The organism is Amycolatopsis sp. NPDC051128 (assembly GCF_040682715.1).
In the GTDB taxonomy this organism is placed as follows: Bacteria; Actinomycetota; Actinomycetes; order Mycobacteriales; family Pseudonocardiaceae; genus Amycolatopsis.
Map to the genome: position 1 here is coordinate 106,680 of NZ_JBFBBN010000022.1, position 17,401 is coordinate 124,080.

Annotated in this window: 22 protein-coding genes; 6 read left to right on the forward strand and 16 right to left on the reverse strand. The window is 72.8% G+C overall.

Annotated features, from left to right (window positions below; genetic code table 11):
- Positions 1–62 precede the first annotated feature (62 nt).
- From nusB to AB0M82_RS23070, 3 genes are read right to left on the reverse strand one after another with little or no spacing between them, the layout of a single operon-like run.
- Complete coding sequence (gene nusB, locus AB0M82_RS23060; RefSeq protein WP_364725171.1) at positions 63–518, reverse strand: transcription antitermination factor NusB; 456 nt, start codon at positions 516–518, stop codon at positions 63–65.
- Entirely contained in the window at positions 518–1,081 is a 564-nt protein-coding gene (gene efp / locus AB0M82_RS23065) for an elongation factor P (RefSeq protein WP_086856368.1), read from the reverse strand. Before efp ends, nusB begins: the two co-directional genes overlap by 1 nt.
- Positions 1,082–1,124: 43 nt before the next feature.
- Entirely contained in the window at positions 1,125–2,213 is a 1,089-nt protein-coding gene (locus AB0M82_RS23070; RefSeq protein WP_364725174.1) for a Xaa-Pro peptidase family protein, read from the reverse strand.
- A gap of 101 nt (positions 2,214–2,314) precedes the next feature.
- On the opposite strand from AB0M82_RS23070, the gene AB0M82_RS23075 reads away from it, so the two are divergent.
- Positions 2,315–2,734, forward strand: a complete 420-nt coding sequence (locus tag AB0M82_RS23075) for a B-4DMT family transporter (protein WP_364725177.1) — start codon at positions 2,315–2,317, stop codon at positions 2,732–2,734.
- Here the strand turns inward: AB0M82_RS23075 and AB0M82_RS23080 are convergent.
- The 10 genes from AB0M82_RS23080 to AB0M82_RS23125 all read right to left on the reverse strand — a co-directional run bounded on the left by AB0M82_RS23080 (position 2,704) and on the right by AB0M82_RS23125 (position 11,439).
- The gene (locus AB0M82_RS23080) at positions 2,704–4,185 is read right to left on the reverse strand and encodes a beta-xylosidase (protein WP_364725180.1); all 1,482 of its coding nucleotides are present in this window, start codon (positions 4,183–4,185) and stop codon (positions 2,704–2,706) included. The genes AB0M82_RS23075 and AB0M82_RS23080 overlap by 31 nt on opposite strands.
- Positions 4,186–4,506: 321 nt before the next feature.
- Positions 4,507–5,421, reverse strand: coding sequence for a GNAT family N-acetyltransferase (locus tag AB0M82_RS23085; RefSeq protein WP_364725183.1), 915 nt, complete (start codon positions 5,419–5,421; stop codon positions 4,507–4,509).
- The gene (gene aroQ, locus AB0M82_RS23090) at positions 5,418–5,849 is read right to left on the reverse strand and encodes a type II 3-dehydroquinate dehydratase (protein WP_364725185.1); all 432 of its coding nucleotides are present in this window, start codon (positions 5,847–5,849) and stop codon (positions 5,418–5,420) included. The genes AB0M82_RS23085 and aroQ overlap by 4 nt, the downstream gene beginning before the upstream one ends.
- On the reverse strand, positions 5,846–6,970 hold the full coding sequence (gene aroB, locus AB0M82_RS23095) for a 3-dehydroquinate synthase (protein ID WP_364725188.1): 1,125 nt from the start codon (positions 6,968–6,970) through the stop codon (positions 5,846–5,848). Before aroB ends, aroQ begins: the two co-directional genes overlap by 4 nt.
- An 8-nt stretch (positions 6,971–6,978) precedes the next feature.
- Positions 6,979–7,503: a shikimate kinase gene (locus AB0M82_RS23100; protein WP_364725190.1), complete on the reverse strand. Its 525-nt coding sequence runs from the start codon at positions 7,501–7,503 to the stop codon at positions 6,979–6,981.
- The gene (gene aroC, locus AB0M82_RS23105) at positions 7,500–8,687 is read right to left on the reverse strand and encodes a chorismate synthase (protein ID WP_364725193.1); all 1,188 of its coding nucleotides are present in this window, start codon (positions 8,685–8,687) and stop codon (positions 7,500–7,502) included. Before aroC ends, AB0M82_RS23100 begins: the two co-directional genes overlap by 4 nt.
- Positions 8,688–8,736: 49 nt before the next feature.
- Complete coding sequence (locus AB0M82_RS23110) at positions 8,737–9,357, reverse strand: A24 family peptidase (protein ID WP_364725194.1); 621 nt, start codon at positions 9,355–9,357, stop codon at positions 8,737–8,739.
- 552 nt (positions 9,358–9,909) lie between these two features.
- Positions 9,910–10,551 carry a zf-HC2 domain-containing protein gene (locus AB0M82_RS23115; RefSeq protein WP_364725197.1) on the reverse strand — a complete coding sequence of 214 codons (642 nt, stop codon included), beginning with the start codon at positions 10,549–10,551 and terminating at the stop codon, positions 9,910–9,912.
- Complete coding sequence (locus AB0M82_RS23120) at positions 10,548–11,060, reverse strand: sigma-70 family RNA polymerase sigma factor (RefSeq protein ID WP_364725199.1); 513 nt, start codon at positions 11,058–11,060, stop codon at positions 10,548–10,550. The genes AB0M82_RS23115 and AB0M82_RS23120 overlap by 4 nt, the downstream gene beginning before the upstream one ends.
- Positions 11,061–11,070: 10 nt before the next feature.
- Positions 11,071–11,439 (reverse strand): hypothetical protein, encoded by a 369-nt coding sequence (locus tag AB0M82_RS23125; protein ID WP_364725202.1) that lies wholly within the window; start codon positions 11,437–11,439, stop codon positions 11,071–11,073.
- A 115-nt stretch (positions 11,440–11,554) separates the two neighbouring features.
- Between AB0M82_RS23125 and AB0M82_RS23130 the strand changes: the two genes are divergently transcribed.
- A complete protein-coding gene (locus AB0M82_RS23130; RefSeq protein WP_364725205.1) occupies positions 11,555–11,992 on the forward strand; it encodes a Rieske (2Fe-2S) protein in 438 nt (145 codons plus the stop codon).
- 76 nt (positions 11,993–12,068) lie between these two features.
- Here AB0M82_RS23130 and AB0M82_RS23135 read toward each other — a convergent pair whose 3' ends face one another.
- Together AB0M82_RS23135 and AB0M82_RS23140 are read right to left on the reverse strand one after the other, a co-directional pair.
- Positions 12,069–12,524 (reverse strand): PTS glucose transporter subunit IIA, encoded by a 456-nt coding sequence (locus AB0M82_RS23135; RefSeq protein ID WP_364725207.1) that lies wholly within the window; start codon positions 12,522–12,524, stop codon positions 12,069–12,071.
- Positions 12,521–12,910, reverse strand: a complete 390-nt coding sequence (locus AB0M82_RS23140) for a PTS glucose/sucrose transporter subunit IIB (protein WP_364725210.1) — start codon at positions 12,908–12,910, stop codon at positions 12,521–12,523. Before AB0M82_RS23140 ends, AB0M82_RS23135 begins: the two co-directional genes overlap by 4 nt.
- A 92-nt stretch (positions 12,911–13,002) precedes the next feature.
- Here AB0M82_RS23140 and AB0M82_RS23145 point away from each other — a divergent pair, with 92 nt between their 5' ends.
- The 4 genes from AB0M82_RS23145 to AB0M82_RS23160 all read left to right on the forward strand — a co-directional run bounded on the left by AB0M82_RS23145 (position 13,003) and on the right by AB0M82_RS23160 (position 16,230).
- On the forward strand, positions 13,003–13,791 hold the full coding sequence (locus AB0M82_RS23145; protein ID WP_364725213.1) for a GntR family transcriptional regulator: 789 nt from the start codon (positions 13,003–13,005) through the stop codon (positions 13,789–13,791).
- Positions 13,788–15,023 carry a PTS transporter subunit EIIC gene (locus AB0M82_RS23150; protein WP_364725216.1) on the forward strand — a complete coding sequence of 412 codons (1,236 nt, stop codon included), beginning with the start codon at positions 13,788–13,790 and terminating at the stop codon, positions 15,021–15,023. Before AB0M82_RS23145 ends, AB0M82_RS23150 begins: the two co-directional genes overlap by 4 nt.
- 46 nt (positions 15,024–15,069) lie before the next feature.
- A complete protein-coding gene (locus AB0M82_RS23155; RefSeq protein ID WP_364725219.1) occupies positions 15,070–15,336 on the forward strand; it encodes an HPr family phosphocarrier protein in 267 nt (88 codons plus the stop codon).
- Between the two features lie 78 nt (positions 15,337–15,414).
- Positions 15,415–16,230, forward strand: a complete 816-nt coding sequence (locus AB0M82_RS23160; protein WP_364725221.1) for a serine hydrolase domain-containing protein — start codon at positions 15,415–15,417, stop codon at positions 16,228–16,230.
- 159 nt (positions 16,231–16,389) lie between these two features.
- Here the strand turns inward: AB0M82_RS23160 and AB0M82_RS23165 are convergent, their stop codons facing one another.
- Entirely contained in the window at positions 16,390–17,325 is a 936-nt protein-coding gene (locus tag AB0M82_RS23165) for a D-2-hydroxyacid dehydrogenase family protein (RefSeq protein ID WP_364725223.1), read from the reverse strand.
- Between the last annotated feature and the right edge of the window lie 76 nt (positions 17,326–17,401).

A 17,401-nucleotide genomic window follows, 5' to 3' on the forward strand; every position in this document is an offset into this window, starting at 1 on the left:
AGTGAGCGTTCCCCGGTGGGGCACCGGAGACGCTCACTGACTCGTCGGGGGGCTCGCGGCACCTAGAGGACGGCGCGGAGGCGGTCGGCGATCGTGCCGATCCGGCCCAGCACGCCGTTGACGAACCGCGGCGAGTCGTCCGTGGACAGTTCCTTCGCCAGGCCGACGGCCTCGTCGATCGCGACCGGGTCCGGCACGTCCTCGGCCCAGAGCAGCTCGTAGACCCCGACCCGCAGCACCGCGAGGTCGACCTTCGGCATCCGCTCCAGGGTCCAGCCCTGCGCGTGCTCGGCCAGCAGCTCGTCGATCTGCGGCCGGCGGGCGGTGACGCCCTCGACCAGGCTGATCGTGTAGTCCCCGATCGGGTCGACCTCGGTGGCGCCGACACGGTCGGCCAGCAGCGTCACCGCGTCGGCGTCCCGCTGCGAGGCCTCGTAGAGCATCTCCACCGCACGGCGGCGGGCCTGCCGGCGGCTGATCGAGCCGCCGCGGTTCGGGTGGGACTTCGAAGTCGGCATCAGCTGGAGACGCGGCCCAGGTAGCGGCCGTCGCGGGTGTCGACCTTGATCTTCTCGCCGGTGGACAGGAACAGCGGGACCTGGATCTCCGCGCCGGTCTCCAGCGTCGCCGGCTTCGTGCCACCGGTGGAGCGGTCGCCCTGCAGGCCGGGGTCGGTGTGCTGGATGACGATCTCGACCGACGTCGGGAGCTCGACGTAGAGCGGCTCGTTCTCGTGCACCGCGACCTGGACCTCGGTGTTCTCCAGCATGTAGTTGGCGTTGTCGCCGACGACCTCGGCCGGGACCGTGATCTGGTCGTAGGTGTCGCCGTCCATGAAGACGAAGTCGGCGCCGTCCTTGTACAGGTAGGTCATGTTCCGGCGGTCCACCGTGGCCGTCTCGACCTTCGTGCCCGCGTTGAACGTCTTGTCGACCACCTTGCCGGTGAGCACGTGCTTGAGCGTCGTGCGCACGAAGGCGCCGCCCTTGCCCGGCTTGACGTGCTGGAACGCGGTGACGGTCCACAGCTGGCCCTCGAGGTTGAGGACGAGCCCGTTCTTCAGGTCGTTGGTCGTGGCCACGAGCTTGGAGTCTCCTGTGTCGATCTCGGGTTCGCGGCCGCCGTCAGACGACCACGAGGTTCTTGGTGCTCAGGGTGAGGAGTTCGGGCTCCCCAGCCCGCACGACGAGCGTGTCCTCGATGCGCACGCCACCGCGCCCCGCGAGATAGACGCCGGGCTCGACGGTGACCGCCATACCGGCGGCCAGTGTACCGACGCCCGTCGCGGCCAGGCTCGGTGCCTCGTGGATCTGCAGGCCGACGCCGTGCCCGAGGCCGTGCGCGAAGTGCTCGCCGTGCCCCGCGTCCACGATCACCTTCCGCGCGGCGGCGTCCACTTCGGACACCTCGGCACCCGGCGCGACGGCCCGGGTGCCGGCCGCCTGGGCGGTGCGCACGAGGTCGTACACCTCCCGCTGCCAGTCCGCGGGCTCGCCGAGGACGAAGGTGCGGGTCATGTCGGAGTGGTAGCCGTCGACGGTCGCGCCGAAGTCCAGCTTGACGAAGTCACCGCGCTTGAGCTCGGCGTGCGTCGGCCGGTGGTGCGGGATGGCCGAGTGCGCGCCGGCGGCGATGATCGAGGCGAAGCTCGGCCCGGACGAGCCGTGCTCCAGCATCCGGTTCTCCAGGTCACGGGCCACTTCCAGCTCGGTCCGCCCGGGCCGCAGCCCGCCGGCGGCGACCAGGTCGTCCAGCGCCCGGTCCGCCGCGGCGCACGCCTGCCGCAGCGCCTCGACCTCGGCCTCGTCCTTCACCAGCCGCAGCCGCTCCACCAGCCCGGGGGCCCGGGTGAGGGCCGCTTCCTTGCTGAGGGTCTCGTACTCCTCGACGCTGACGTGCTGGCTCTCGAACCCGACCCGCCCGTAGGTCTTCGCGTCCTTCGCGGCTGTCGCGACCAGGGCGGCGGCGCTGGCCCGGTCGACGATCTTCGCCAGATCGGGCACCTCGGCGGCCGACTGCGTGGTGTAGCGGCCGTCGGTGCAGAAGAGGGTCTTGTCGTCGCCGCCGGCGTGCAGCAGCACCGCGGCGTTCGAGCCGGTGAACCCGGTCAGGTAGCGGATGTTCAGCAGATCGGTGACCAGCAGCGCGTCGACGCCGGCTTCGGTCAGAAGCCCGCGCAGCGCCGCACGACGTCGTCCATAGGTCTCAGACACCCGTCCACCCTAGTGCGAGCCGGACGGAGGACAAGGTCCGCCGGCGCGCCGCGCGATCGCGGCGGCGCGGGGCGAAAACACGGTCGCCTAGACTCCGCGGGATGAGTGCCTGGGTGATTCGCGGGCTCGGGATGGCGGTGCTGCACGGCGCCGCCATCACCCTCCTCGCCAAGTACGCCGTCTACCACCCCACCGACCAGACCCTGGTCGTCTCGCTCGCGCTCGCCGTGCTCGTCGGGGCCGCCGCCCTCTGGAGCGCCCTCGACGCCTGGCGCGGCTTGCCCGACCGCGGCCGTGTCTGGTTCATCTCCGCGCTGGTCGCCGGGCCCGTCGCCGGGATCCTCTACGTCATCGGGCGCGCCGTCTTCGTCGACCAGACCGGCGTCTCGGAACTCGGCGGCGCGCTGACCGGCGGAGCCGCCTTCTCCGCCCTGCTCGTCCTCATTCCCGCCGGGCTCGGGCTCTTCGTCGGCGGGCGCATCGGCCGCGCTCAGCCGCCCAGCGAAGAACCCCGCGGGTAGCCGTCCCACTGCGCCGCGGTGACGGCGCGGGCCGACGAGCCGTTGTTCCCCACAACACCGCCGTCGGGCACCCGCCACAACCGGCCGTCGTCCAGCAGCAGCCCGAACCCCCGGTCCGGCGTCTGCACCGCCTCCGCACCGGACCGCAGCCGCGCCGTCACCGGCAACACCGCCACCTCGGGCGGCGCCTTCTCCAGCAGCTCACCCGCCAGCGTCATCGCGACCGCGCGCCGGTCGATCCGCACCCGCCCGCCGGCCCGCACCAGGTCCATCGTCCGCTCCGGCGACGGCATCGTGACCCCGTCGAACGTCGCCGCCACCCGGCCGGGCTCCGCGCAGGCCCGGGCGCCGAGCAGGTCCAGCCCGAAGTGACGCAGCTCGGTCGGCGCGCCGGCCCCGCCGATCACGGTGGCGCGCACGACGTCGAACGGCACCCGGTCGCACGGATCGGCCGACGACAGCGGCGCGTGGCCGTCCGCCCGGCGCACCAGCCCCGGCCCTTCCTTCCACGGCCCGGGGATCACGACCGGCTGGAAGGGGTGCTCGGTGAAGTCCGCCGTCCAGAACGTCAGGGTCGTCCCCGCGTCGGTCTCGTGCGCGACGACGAACGCGTCGAGCGCCCCGACCCACATCAGGTCGGCGCTGAACCCGTCGACGACCGAGCGGGCCCGCGGCGCCGACGTCGACGTCACCGGCACGAACCCGCCCACGTCCAGTGCCTGCACCCCGGACCCGAACGCCGGATCGCGCGACCGCAGCACGAACTGCCCCGCGCCGTTCCAGCCCGCGGCACGGGCGGTGGTGTCGGTGAACATCAGGTAGAACCAGCCGTCGAGGTACACCACCGAGGGCTGGCCCGCGCCGTAGACGTTCGCGCGGTGCACGTCGTGCGACGGCCCGAGGATCGGCCGCCCGCCCGCCGCGCGGGTCCAGTGCACGCCGTCCGGGCTGGTCGCGAGCCCGATGGCATTCCCCAGCGCGTGGTCACCGGCGGCGCCGGTGTAGTACAGGTAGTAGGTCGAGCCGACCCGCAGCACCGACGGATCGCAGGTGTGCATGCCGTCGAACTGCCCGGGCGCGCCGGAGAACACGGCCGCCGGCATCCCGCCGCCGGGCGCGGTGAACGGGCCGTCCATCGACTGCGCCTGCGCGTAGAGGATGTCGTCGCCGGCCGGCCCGGCACCACCGTACTGGCTGCACCACCACATCCGGGTCTGCCCGCGGTCGAGCATCACGGAAGGCCCGTAGTTGTAGACGGCGTCCGCCCCACCGGCGGCGATCACACCACCGCTCTGCCGGGGGTCACCCGAAGCGAGCTTGACATCAACGGGCCGCGGCGGCGCGGCGGTCTCCCCGCCGGCGATGGCGGGCCGCTCCCCCGCCGCCTGCGGCTGGGCGTAACCCTCGGTGCAGCCCGCGACCAGGAGCGCCGCCAGGACACTGGCGGACAAGGCACGAGCGGGTCGCCGACCCCCACGACGAAACGGGCGCACGACATCGGAGTGTAGCCAGACCCGGCCAGTCGGAGTAACGGCGTGCCCGGTCGACGGTCCCTCGATCGCGCTCGGCTGGGCAGCCGCAGGCCGCGATCCGGACGGCCGGGTCCGGCCTCAGTACGTTGTGTCACAGGGCCCGACGACCCGGGATGGCCGGGTCACACCTGGGCCGGTGGCCCTTCCACCGCGACCAGCTCGACAACCGGGCACACCGCGTCACACCTGAGCCAGCGGCCCTTCCGCAGCGGCCGGCTCGGCGACCCGGGGATGGCCGCGTCACGCCTGAGCCGGTGGCCCTTCCACCGCGACCAGCTCGACCTCGAACCCGGCTTCGTTCTCGAGGTAGGCCGCGTAGTGGGCGTCCCCGCCCGCGTGGGGGTAGCGGTCGGCGAACAGCGGCCGCCAGCCGTGCCCGCTCGCCCGGGCCGCCAGGTCGTCGACCCCTGCTCGGGTGCCCACGTGCAGCGCCAGGTGGTTCAGGCCCGGCCGCGTGCGCTCGTGGTCCGCCGCGCTCAGTGCCGGCGAGGCCTCGACCACGAGGTAGGTTCCGCCGAGCCGCCAGCTGACCCCCGCGGGCCAGCGCTGGAACTCCCGCCAGCCGAGCTCGCCAAGCAGCCAGCCCCAGCTCCGCTCGGCCTCGGCCAGATCCGGCACCCACAGTTCGACGTGGTGCGGCCGCCCGTGGCGGGCGGGCAGCGCGACCAGCACGCGGTGCAGGTCGCCGTAGTGGACGCCGCTGCCGACGTCGAGGAACCCCAGCCGCCCGGCGATCTTGCGGCTCGCCGCGTTCCGCTCGTGGACCAGCGCCCAGATCGCCGGGAGCCCGAGCGCGCCGAGCCCGTGGTCCAGCAGCGCGCGGGCGGCCTCGGTCGCCAGGCCCTGCCCGGCGTGCGCGCTCGCGACGTAGTAGCCCAGCTCGGGCACGCCGCCCGGCAGCTCCCACGACGGCCGCAGGTGCGCCACGCCGACGACCTCACCGTCGCGCTCGATCACCCAGTGGCCCTGGCCGGCCGGCCCGCGGTAGTCCAGCCGCCGGTCGACCATCGCGTTCGCCGCGGCCGGGTCGGCGAAGTCGGCCGCGAAGAACCGGCTCATCTCCGGGTCGGAGAACACCTTCACGACGTCCTCGCGGTCGGCCTCGGCCAGCTGCCGCAGCCGCAGCCGCGCCGTGGTCAGCGCCGGCAGCGTCATCCCGGGTGCGCGGCGAGCCAGCGCAGCGCGAGCGGGTAGCCGTCCACGCCGAGGCCCGCGATCACGGCCGTCGCGATGTCCGACAGCACGCTGTGGTGCCGGAACGCCTCCCGCTTGTGCACGTTCGAGATGTGCAGCTCGATCAGCGGCGCGGTGAGCTGCGCCGCGGCGTCGCGCACCGCGATCGAGTAGTGCGTCCACGCGCCGGCGTTGAGGACCACCGGGTGACCGCCGTCGGCGGCTTCGTGCAGCCAGCCGACCAGCTCGCCTTCGTGGTCGGTCTGCCGGACCTCGACCTCGATCCCCAGCTCGGCGCCGGTTTTGACGCACAGCGCCGCGAGGTCGTCGTGGGTGGTCGAGCCGTAGACCGACGGTTCGCGCTTGCCGAGCCGCCCCAGGTTCGGGCCGTTGAACACGAACGCCTTCACAGCAGCACGCTCCCGCCGTTCGCCGGGGAGCCGGCCGCGATCGCCGAGTACGCGGCCGCGAGCAGCACCGGGTCCGGGCCCTCGAGCCGGCCGGGCTTGCCGAGGCCGTCGAGGACGACGAACCGCAGCACCCCCGATCGGGTCTTCTTGTCGCCCTTCATGGTCTCCAGCAGCTGGGGCAGCGCGTCGGCGTCGTACGTCGTCGGCAGGCCGAGCAGCTTCAGCACGGACGCGTGGCGTTCGGCCGTGGCGTCGTCGAGCCGCCCCGCCAGCCGCGCCAGCTCGGCGGCGAACACCAGGCCGACGCTCACCGCGGCGCCGTGCCGCCACCGGTACCGCTCGCGGCGCTCGATCGCGTGGCCGAGGGTGTGGCCGTAGTTGAGGATCTCCCGCAGGTCGGACTCCCGCAGGTCGGCCGCCACGACGTCGGCCTTGACCTGGATCGACCGGCGGACCAGCTCGGCCAGCACGTCCCCGGACGCGTCGAGCGCCTCGGCCGGGTCGGCCTCGATCAGCTCGAGGATCCGCGGATCGGCGATGAAGCCGGTCTTCACGACCTCGGCCATGCCGGCGACGAGCTCGTTCTTCGGCAGCGTTTCCAGCGTCGTGAGGTCGGCGAACACCGCGCTCGGCTCGTGGAACACCCCGACGAGGTTCTTGCCGGCCTCGGTGTTGATGCCGGTCTTGCCGCCGACCGCGGCGTCGACCATGCCGAGCAGCGTGGTCGGCACGTTGACCAGCCGGACCCCGCGCATCCACGTGCCGGCGACGAATCCGGCGAGATCGGTGACGGCGCCGCCGCCGAGACCCACCACGGCCCCGCGGCGGTCCAGCCCGATCCGGCCGAGCACCTCCCAGCAGAAGCCGGCGACGGTCAGCGCCTTGCCGTCCTCGGCGTCCGGGATCTCGACGCGGTGCGCGTCGAGGCCGGCCGCGTTCAGCTCGTCGCGGATGGCCTCGGCCGTGGCGGTCAGCGTCGGCGGGTGGATCAGCGCGATCTTCGAGGCGCCGGCCAGGTGCGCGGTGAGGTCGCCGAGCAGGCCGCGCCCGACCACGACGTCGTAGGGGTGGGCGGTGGCGACCGGGATGCGCACCGGGTCGGGCTGCGCCGGATCGGACACGGGGTGACTCACTCCTTGGCTTCGGCGGGAACGGCGAGCTCCGCCACGATGTTCGCGACGATCGCGGCGGGCGTCCGGTCGTCGGTGACGATCTCGACGGTGGCGACCTCGCGGTAGACGGGCACCCGCTCGTCGAGCAGTGTCTTGAAGGTGGCGCGGGGGTTCACCCCGGCCAGCAACGGCCGCGCGTTCGACAGGCCGGTGCGCCGCACGCCGGCGGCCAGGCCCACGTTGAGGAACACGACGGTGTGCCCGGCCAGCCGCGCCCGCGTGCCGGGGCTGAGCGGCGCGCCGCCGCCGAGAGAGAGCACGCCGTCGTGCTCCGCCAGCGCGGTGGCGACCGCTTCCTCTTCCAGCGCGCGGAAGGCGGGTTCGCCGTCCTCGGCGAAGATGTCGGAGATGCTGCGCCCGGCGCGCGCGACGATGTCGTCGTCACTGTCCCGGAACACGACGCCGAGCGCGTCCGCCAGCAGCGGCCCGACCGTGCTCTTGCCCGAGCCGGGCGGCCCGATGATCACCGCGCGAGGGCTCACCACCGCTCCTCGAGGGCCTTGAGGTACGCCTCGGCGTTGCGCTTGCTCTCGGTGAGGGAGTCGCCGCCGAACTTCTCCAGCGCGGCGTCGGCGAGGACGAGCGCCACCACCGACTCCAGTACGACCCCGGCGCGCGGCACCGCGCAGACGTCGGAGCGCTGGTGGATGGCGACCGCGGGCTCGCCGGTCTTGACGTCCACTGTGGACAGTGCTTTGGGGACGGTCGAGATCGGCTTCATCGCGACGCGCACCCGCAGCGGCTCACCGTTGGTGATGCCACCCTCGAGGCCGCCGGCGCGGTTGGACCGGCGGGTGACGCCGATCGGGCCCGAGCCGCGGTCGATCTCGTCGTGCGCCTGGCTGCCCCAGCGGCGGGCGGTGGTGAAGCCGTCCCCGACCTCGACGCCCTTCATCGCCTGGACGCCCATCAGCGCGCCGGCCAGCCGCGCGTCGAGCCGGCGATCCCAGTGGACGTGGGAGCCGAGGCCCGGCGGGAGGCCGTAGGCGAGGACCTCGATCACGCCGCCGACGGTGTCGCCCGCCTTCCGCACGGCGTCGACCTCGGCGACCATCGCGTCGGTGCCCGCCTGGCCGAACGCGCGCACCGGGCTCTCGTCGATGGCGGCCAGGTCGGCGGCGACCGGCAGCGGGCCCGCGGGCGCGTCCGCGCCGCCGATCGAAACGACGTGGCTGAGGATCTCGATCCCGAGCAGCTGCCGCAGGTAGTTCCGGGCGACGGTGCCCAGCGCGGTCCGCGACGCGGTCTCCCGCGCGCTCGCCCGCTCCAGTACCGGGCGGGCCTCGTCGAAGCCGTACTTCTGCATCCCTGGCAGGTCGGCGTGGCCCGGGCGGGGCCGGGTGAGCGGTTCGTTGCGCGCGAGACCTTCGAGCACCTGCGGGTCGACCGGGTCGGGCGCCATCACCTGCTCCCACTTGGGCCACTCGGCGTTCTCGATCTGCACCGCGACCGGGCCGCCCTGGGTGAGGCCGTGGCGCACGCCGCCGAGAAACTCGATGTGGTCGGTCTCGAAGCCCATCCGCGGGCTGCGGCCGAAGCCGAGGCGGCGCCGGGCCAGCTGCTCGCTGACGTCGGCGGTGGTGACGCCCACACCGGCGGGCATGCCTTCGAGAACGGCGGCCAGCGCGGGCCCGTGCGATTCACCTGCGGTGATCCAGCGCAACATGTGCTCAATCCTTTCACGGGGGCCGGGCGACCCCGAAGAGTGTTCCGGGTCACGGCGCACCCGGGAAGAGGGCGCACAGCCAGGTGGCGGTGAGCAGGGCGGGTCCGTGGGGTACGCGGTGGCTCTTCCGCACGACCGCGACGGCGAGGCTCAGGAGCGCCGCCAGGACGGCCGCGAGTGCGAGGGCGGGCCAGCCCGCCGCGCCCAGGACCGCGCCGAGACTGCCGGACAGCTTCACGTCGCCCGCGCCGAGACTGCCCGGCACGGCGCGGTGGACCAGCGCGTGCGCGCCACCGAACAGGAGGGCACCGGCGGCCGCGCGCACGGCGAGCGACGGACCACCGCCACCCAGAGCGGCCGCCCCGACCGCGGCGCCGAAGAGCGGGTAGGCGGGCAGGGTGAGCACGTCGGGCAAGCGGAGGTGGCGCAGATCGGCGAGGGCGAGCGGAGCGGCGACGACGGTGAGGAGCACGGGCACGGGCAACCACCAGCCCGGCCAGCCGCCGGCGAGCCAGCGCGCCGCGGCGGCGGCCACGCCGAGGGCGGCCAGGACGGCGGTGGCCGGTACCGGGATCGGTGCCGCCGCGCGGTTGAGGGCCCACGCCGTGGGCGGTGCGGTGGCGGCTCCGGCGGCCGCCGCGGTGGTGAGGAGCAAGGTCGTCGGGGTCATGGGTCCAGCCTGCTGCGGTGGGCCTGAGCAGGGCAAACAGCGGGCGTCGCGAACGGACCGTTCGCTGCGTTCCGGGCCGGGTTTCACACCTGTGGGCGACGTGATGCCGCCGAGGCACGCGAAGAGGGCGGTCTCCGGCCGGCTCGCGTGTCCGGGAGGTCGGCTCGCGTACCCGGACGGTCGGCTCGCCTACCCGGCCGGACGACTCGCGTACCCGGAGGGTCGGCTCGCGTACCTGGAAGGTCGGCTCGCGTACCCGGAGGGTCGGCTCGCGTACCCGGAGGGTCGGCTCGCGTACCTGCACGGACGACACACGTACCTGGAGGGTCGACACCCGCCCTGAAGGGTCGGCTCGCGTGACTGGAGAGGCATCACGCGTGACTGGAGGCGCAACTCACGTGACTGGAGGCGCAACTCACGTGACTGGAGGCGCAACTCGCGTGACTGGAGAGGCATCTCACGTGACTGGAGGGGGAGTTTGCGGGGTGGGTGGGCGAGGCAAGGTGGTGGTGGCTCATCCGGAACCCCCTGCGGCCCGGATGAGCCACCGCCTCACAGTGTCAGCCTGAGCAGTGCCCGTCCGCTGCCCAAGCGGACTTCGAGCGCCGCCAGGTCCGACGTCTTGAGCGCCGTGCCGACCACGAGGCGCGCCGTGTTGTCCGGGATCGCCTTCCAGGACGCCAGGACCGTCTCGGCGCCGCCGCGGGTGATCGCCACCAGGACGTACTCGCCGCCGCTGCGGCCGCCCGTGTAGCTGCACGACATGTCCACCTGCGTGCCCCACGCGAACGCGTCCAGGCGGGCGTCCGCGCGGACCGGGAACTGGCCCAGCGCCGTCATCGCCACCGACGGCGGCGGCGCAGGCGCCGGCCAGGTCGCCACCACGCCCAGTGCCACGCACGCCGACACCGCGACCGCGGCCGACACCGTGGTCACCGCGAACCGGATCCGGCGGCCGCGCCGGACGCGGCGAAGCACCGAAGGCAGCAGCTCCGGCGGCGGCGGACCGGCGTCGACCGCCGGCGGCGGCGGTTCGGCCCTGGCCAGCAGCCCGGGCAGCCCGGCCAGCTCGCGCACCGAGGCCGCGCACCGCTCGCACTCGCGCAGGTGCTGCTCGAAGCGCTGCCGGTCGTCGGGGGAGAGCGCCCCGAGCACGTACGCGGCGTCGAACGTCGCGAACGGGTCTTCGCTCACTGGGTCACCCCCCTCTCCTCGAGCACCAGGCGGAGCGCGCGCAACGCGTAGTGCGTCCGCGACTTGACGGTCCCCTCGGCCACCCCGAGCCGGATCGCCGCGTCGGCGACGGAATAGCCCTGGAAGTAGCACAACACCAGTACCTCCCGGTGCCGTTCCGACAGCTCGGCGAGCGCCTCGGCGACCAGCCAGCCCTGCACCGCCCGGTCGGTGCCGTCGCCGACGGCCCGCTCCGGCGGCTGGTCGGTCACCACCTCCGAGCGGGACGTCGCCGACCGCCAGCCGTCGATGGCGATCCGCCGCGCCACCGTGAACAGCCACGCCCGCGCCGAGCCCTGCGACTGGTCCAGCACCGACGACGACCGCCAGGCCCGCAGCAGCGTCTCCTGGACGACGTCCTCGGCCCGGATCCGGTCGCCGGAGGTCAGGTGCAGCGCGTACGACCACAGCGCGGCCGCGTGCTCCTCGTGCAGCGCGCGCATCAGCGCGTCTTCGGCGGCTTCTTTCACGCCCGTGGCCCTAGACCGTGGTGCGACGCCGGTCCTTCACGAACATCAGCGCCACGCCGCCGACGATGCAGACCGCCTCGGTGATGACGCCCCAGTACTCGGGCTGGCTGTTGAACTGGTCGTGGTTGCCGGCGAACCCGACCGTCGCGGCCAGCACGTACGCCCCGAGCGTCAGCGCCCCGAAGCCGGCCGCGCCCAGCGCCGGCAGCCAGTGCCGCCAGGCCAGGACGGCGATCGCGAGCACCAGCCCGGCGATCGCGTCCAGCAGGAACAACGGGCCGACGATGCCCGGGTAGTTCTCCGTCCACAGGAAGTAGTGCACCCCTGCCGAACCGAGCAGCGCCGCCGCCACGACGACGCGCAGAATCCAACCCACCATGATCGTTCCTCCGCTCCACACCCACTCTCGTACATACACGGAGCAGGGGGCGTTCCGGTTCACCCGCCGCGGTGGCGGTTTGAACCGGAACGGTGACGATCCCGTATAGAAGGGCATGACTGCCGAACTGCACTCCCGCCGCACCGTCCTGACCACCGGTGCCGCCGTCGCCGGTGTCGCCGTCGGCACCGTCGCGCTCGCCGCCTGCGGATCCGAGTCCGACTCGAAGTCGGGCACCGCGCAGGCGCCGATCGCCGCCGGGACGCCGCTGGTCGCGCTCGCCGACGTCCCGGTCGGGGAGGCGAAGGCGGCCAAGGCCCCGGACGGCTCCGACGTGATCGTGGCCCGGACGTCCGAATCGGCCGCCGCCGCGTTCAGCGCGATCTGCACACACCAGGGCTGCACGGTCACGCCGAAGGGCGCCGACCTCGTCTGCCCTTGCCACGGCTCGGTGTTCAACGCGCTCACCGGGGAGGTCAAGCAGGGTCCGGCGAACAAGCCGCTGCCGTCGGTGCCGGTCAAGGTGGAGAACGGCAAGGTCGTCACCGGCTGACGAGCCGGGGTGCGCGAACGGGCCCTTGTGGACGGCGATCCGCCACAAGGGCCCGTTCGCGTGCGACAAAGCCGGCTCAGGCGTCCCAGCCGAACAGCCGCGCCCCGGCTTCGACGTCGTGGCCGGTGTCCAAACCGGACAGAACGTCCGCCGAAGCGTCCAGCGCGACCACCGGGACGATCGCCGAGTAGCCCGCCGCGGTCACCGCCGCCGGGTCCCAGCTGACGATCGGCTGGCCGGCCCGCACCTGCTCGCCCTTGACGACGTGCAGCGTGAAACCCTCGCCCTTCTCCTTGACCGTGTCGATCCCGAGGTGGACGAGCACGGCCTTGCCGTCGTCGGTCGCGATGACGTACGCGTGCGGGTGCAGCGTCGCGACCGTGCCGTCGACCGGCGCGACCGCGTCCGCCCGCTCGCCCGCGGGCTGGACCGCGATGCCCGGCCCCACCATGGCCTGCGCGAACACCGGGTCCGGGACCTCGGTGATCGGCACCACCCGCCCGGCGACCGGGCTGAGGATCTCCAGGCTCACAGCAGGTCCTCGATGTCGCTGGCGATCGTGTCCGCCTCCGGCCCGACGATCACCTGCAGGGCCGACGACCCCATCTTGACCACGCCCATCGCGCCGGCCTTCTTCAGCGCCGCCTCGTCGACGAGGCTCATGTCCTCGACTTCGCAGCGCAGCCGTGTGATGCAGCCCTCGACTTCGGTGAGATTGCCCGCGCCGCCGAGTGCCGCGAGGATCTTTTCGGGCCTGTCATCCGCCATCGCGGTCTCCTTGCTCGCTGTTTGTTCCCAACCTGACGCGAACCGCGTGTCCACCTGTACTACGCCGTTCGTCGGCCGGCACCCCGCCGCGGGCCACGAACGGATAACGGTGGTTGACACCCGTCCGCACGGCGGAGCATCCTGCCCCATCAGATCATTGGTCTAGACCGGAACGTACCAATGTTCCGGGCCGGACGCGAGCACCGGTCCCGGTGAACGCCAGAACGAGGAGGGTGACGCCGATGAGCGCGGCCGCGCATGTCCCGCCGCCCGACCAGGTCGTCAACGGGCCCACGCCCAAGCACGCCCAGCTGCGGGAAATCCTCCGCCGCACGGTGGAGCGCGAACTCCCGCCGGGCGCGCCGATCCCGTCGGAACGCGAGCTGGCGCAGCGCTACGGCGTGTCGCGGCTCACGGTCCGGTCGGCGATCGGGAAGCTGGTCGAGGAAGGCCTGCTCGCCAGGGTCCGCGGCAAAGGCACGTTCACCGCGGCCCGGCGGATGGAGCTGCAGCTCTACCTGATGTCGTTCACCGACGACATGCGGAGGCGGGGGCTGACCCCGACGACCTCGGTGGTGTCGGCCGCCACCGAGGTCCCGCCGACCGCCTCGGCGCACGCGCTCAGCCTGGCCGAAGGCGCCCGCGCGCACCACCTGGTGCGGCTGCGCCACGCCGACGGCGTGCCACTGGCCGTCGAGCGCGGCTGGTACCACGCGGGCCGGGCCCCCGGCCTGCTCGAGCTCGACCTGACCCAGTCCATTTACGCGCAACTGGCCGAGACGTACGGTGTGCGTCCCGACCGGGCGTGGCAGACGGTCTGGGCCGAAGGCGCGGACCGCGAGACGGCCCGGCTGCTCGGCATGCGTGCCGGCAGCCCACTGCTCGTGTTCCGGCGGGTCTCCAGCGCCAACGGCGACCCCATCGAAGACATCACGTCCTGGTACCGGGGAGATCACTACCAGGTGACCATGCAGTTGGACCGGAACACCCCGGAACCCGGTCAACCACCCCACTATGGAGGATCCAGATGAGCACCACCACCGCGGAGGGGGCGAAGAAGAGCGGCGGAGGCCTCGCCGGCCTTCAGCGCTTCGGCCGCAGCCTCATGCTCCCCATCGCCGTGCTGCCGGCGGCCGGCATCCTGCTCAGGTTCGGCCAGGACGACATGCTCGGGGCGAAGGGCCTCGGCTGGAACAAGGTCGCTGCGGTGCTGGGCGCCGCCGGCGGCACGCTGTTCAACTGGCTGCCGCTGCTGTTCGCGGTCGGCATCGCCGTCGGCTTCGCCAAGAAGGGTGACGGCTCGACCGCCGTCGCGGCGGTCGTCGGCTTCTTCGTCTTCACCAGCGTCATCCAGGTGTTCGCCCCACTCGACACGCTGCCCAATTACAAGCCCGGTGGGTTCGAGCTCGCGCCGATCAAGTGGCCGTACTCGGTGCTCGCCGGTGTCGTGGTCGGCATCGTGGCGGCACTGCTGTGGCAGCGGTACCACCGCATCAAGCTGCCCGCCTACCTGGCGTTCTTCGGTGGCCGCCGGTTCGTCCCGATCATCACCGCCGGTGTCATGGTGATCCTCGGCGTGCTCTTCGGCCTGGTCTTCCACTGGGTCAACAGCGGCATCGAAGCCGTCGGTGACGCGGTAACCGCCTCCCCGATCGTCGGCGGCGGCATCTACGGCGCACTGAACCGCCTGCTCATCCCGGTCGGTCTGCACCAGCTGCTGAACGTCCCCATCTGGTTCATCTTCGACGGCGGCGACATCAACAACTTCGTCGCGGGCAAGACGTCGGCGGGCGCCTTCACCACGGGCTTCTTCCCGATCTTCATGTTCGCGCTGCCCGCCGCGGCGCTGGCGATCTGGCAGACCGCCCGGCCGGCGCAGAAGAAGATCGTCGGCGGTGTGATGATCTCCGCGGCGCTGACCTCGTTCCTCACCGGTGTCACCGAGCCGATCGAGTTCTCGTTCATGTTCGTCGCGTGGCCGCTGTACCTGTTCCACGCGATCATGACCGGCACCTCGCTGGCGATCTGCAACGCGCTGGGCATCCACCAGAGCTTCAACTTCTCCGCGGGTGGCATCGACTTCCTGCTGAACCTGGGCGCCCCGGCGGCGCAGAAGCCGTGGCTGCTCGTCCCGATCGGCCTCGTCTACGCGGTGATCTACTACGTGGTCTTCCGCTTCGCGATCACGAAGTTCAACCTGCGCACGCCGGGCCGCGAGGACGACTCGATCGAGGCGGACCTCGAGCGGACCGCCGCGAAGTAACATCGGCACCCACTTAACCCACCCCCTTTGCAGCGAGAGGACGAACATGCCGGAGAAACGCGTCGCCGTGGCCAGCAAGGTGGGCCTGCACGCCAGGCCGGCCGCGCTGGTGGCGAAGGCGGCCGCGGCCCAGCCCGTCGCGGTGCGGATCGCGAAGGCCGGCGGGGACCCGGTGGCCGCCGGCAGCGTGCTCAACCTGATGACCCTCGCCGCCGGGTACGGCGACGAGGTCGTCATCAGCGCCGAGGGCGAGGGCGCGGAGGAGGCCGTGGAAGCGGTCGCCCAGCTGGTCGCCACCGACCTCGACGCCTGAGCACCCTTCCGCGAAGGCCTTCGCACCGGTCCCCGACACCGGTGCGGAGGCCTTCGCGGCGTTTCGTAGGCTGGGCGCATGGAGAGCGTGCGCCTGATCGACGAGTGGCCGGTGGACAACGCCGCCACGGCCGTCGTGTCCGCCGCCGGGGGCGTCGTGGGCAGCCACGGTGACACCGCGCGGAAGTTCCGGCTGGCCTCGGTCAGCAAGCCGCTCACCGCCTACGCCGCGCTCATCGCCGTCGAGGAAGGCGTGGTCGAGCTCGACACCCCGGCCGGGCCCGGCGGCTCGACCGTGCGGCACCTGCTGGCGCACACCTCCGGGCTCGCCTTCGACGCGCACAAGGTGATGGCCGAGCCCGGCACGCGGCGGCTCTACTCCAACGCCGGGTTCGAGCAGCTCGCCGACGCGCTGGCCGAGCACTCGGGCATCCCGTTCGCGCAGTACCAGGCCGAAGCGCTGTTCGCGCCGCTCGGCATGACGAGCACCGCCCTCGACGGCTCACCCGCGTCCGGCGCGGTGTCCACTGTGGACGACCTGGCCGCCTTCGCCGCCGAGCTGCAGGCCCCCAAGCTGCTGGACCCGGCGACCGTCGCCGAGGCGACGAACGTCGTGTTCCCCGGGCTTTCCGGGGTGCTGCCCGGCTTCGGCCACCAGAAGCCCAACGACTGGGGTCTCGGCTTCGAGATCCGCGACCACAAGAGCCCGCACTGGACCGGCTCGGCCAGCTCGCCGCGGACCTTCGGGCACTTCGGCCAGTCGGGCACGTTCCTCTGGGTCGACCCGGACGCGGGCGCGGCCTGCGTCGCGCTGACCGACCGCGCGTTCGGCCCGTGGGCCGCCGAGGTCTGGCCGCGCTACACCGACGCCGTGCTGGCGGAACTGAGCGCCTGAAGACGGAAAATCGCCGACCGGGGGCGCCGGGCCCAACGGCCCTGCGCGGACAGGGTCCAAAGACCCTGCCACCGCCGGCGGCCGGATGATGTCATCTACGAGTGCGCGCCCGCCGCCGGGCCGGTGCGGGGACCTCGGGCCCCGGCGGGCCGCACCCCACTACTCCGTCATGACGCGGATCGGTTCCCCCGCCTGGTAGGCCGCGATGTCCTCGACCGCGTCGCCGTAGAAGATCTCGTAGACCTCTCGCGCGACGAACCCGATGTGCGGCGTCAGGACCGCGTTGTCGAGCGTCCTCAGTGGATGGTCGGCGGGCAACGGCTCGGTGTCGTAGACGTCCAGCGCGGCCGCGCGGATCTCCTTGCGCCGCAACGCGTCCACCAGCGCGGCTTCGTCGACGATCGGGCCGCGGGAGGTGTTGACCAGCAACGCGTCCGGCTTCATCGCGGCGAGTTCCGGCGCGCCGACGAGACCGCGGGTGCGTTCGCTGAGCACCAGGTGGACCGACAGCACGTCCGAGCGGGCGAACAGCTCCTCCTTGGACACCGCGGTGACGCCGTGCGGGTCCGCCTTCTCCTGCGTCAGGTTCTGGCTCCAGGCGATGGTCTCCATCCCGAAGACCTGCCCGATCTTCGCCGCGCCCGCGCCTAGCCTGCCGAGGCCGAGCAGGCCGAGTGTCTTGCCGTGCAGCATGGTGCCGACGGTCGTCTGCCAGCCGCCCTCGCGCATGGACCGGAACTCCTGCGGCAGGTTCCGCGACGCGGCGAGGATCAGCGCCCAGGTGTGTTCGGCGGTGGGCTGGCCGATGTAGCCGGTGGCGGACACGACGACGCCGTTGCGCCGCGCGGCCGCCACGTCGATGGCCGCGTTGCGCTTGCCCGTGCTGACCAGCAGCTTCAGGTCGGGCAGCCGGTCGAGCACCGCGGCCGGGAAGCGGGTGCGCTCGCGCATGGCGACCACCGCTTCGAAGCCCTGCAACTGCTTGACGACGTCGTCCAAGGGCTCGGTGAAGACCGTGATGTCGGCCTTGAGCGAGTCCCAGTCACCGAAGGTGAGGGCGACGTTCTGGTAGTCGTCGAGAATCGCGATCCGCATGGTTCACGGTAACCCGACGAGCACGTCCACCCGGACCAGGTGGTGGTCCGAGGCGTCGTTCTGCCGGGTGAACGGC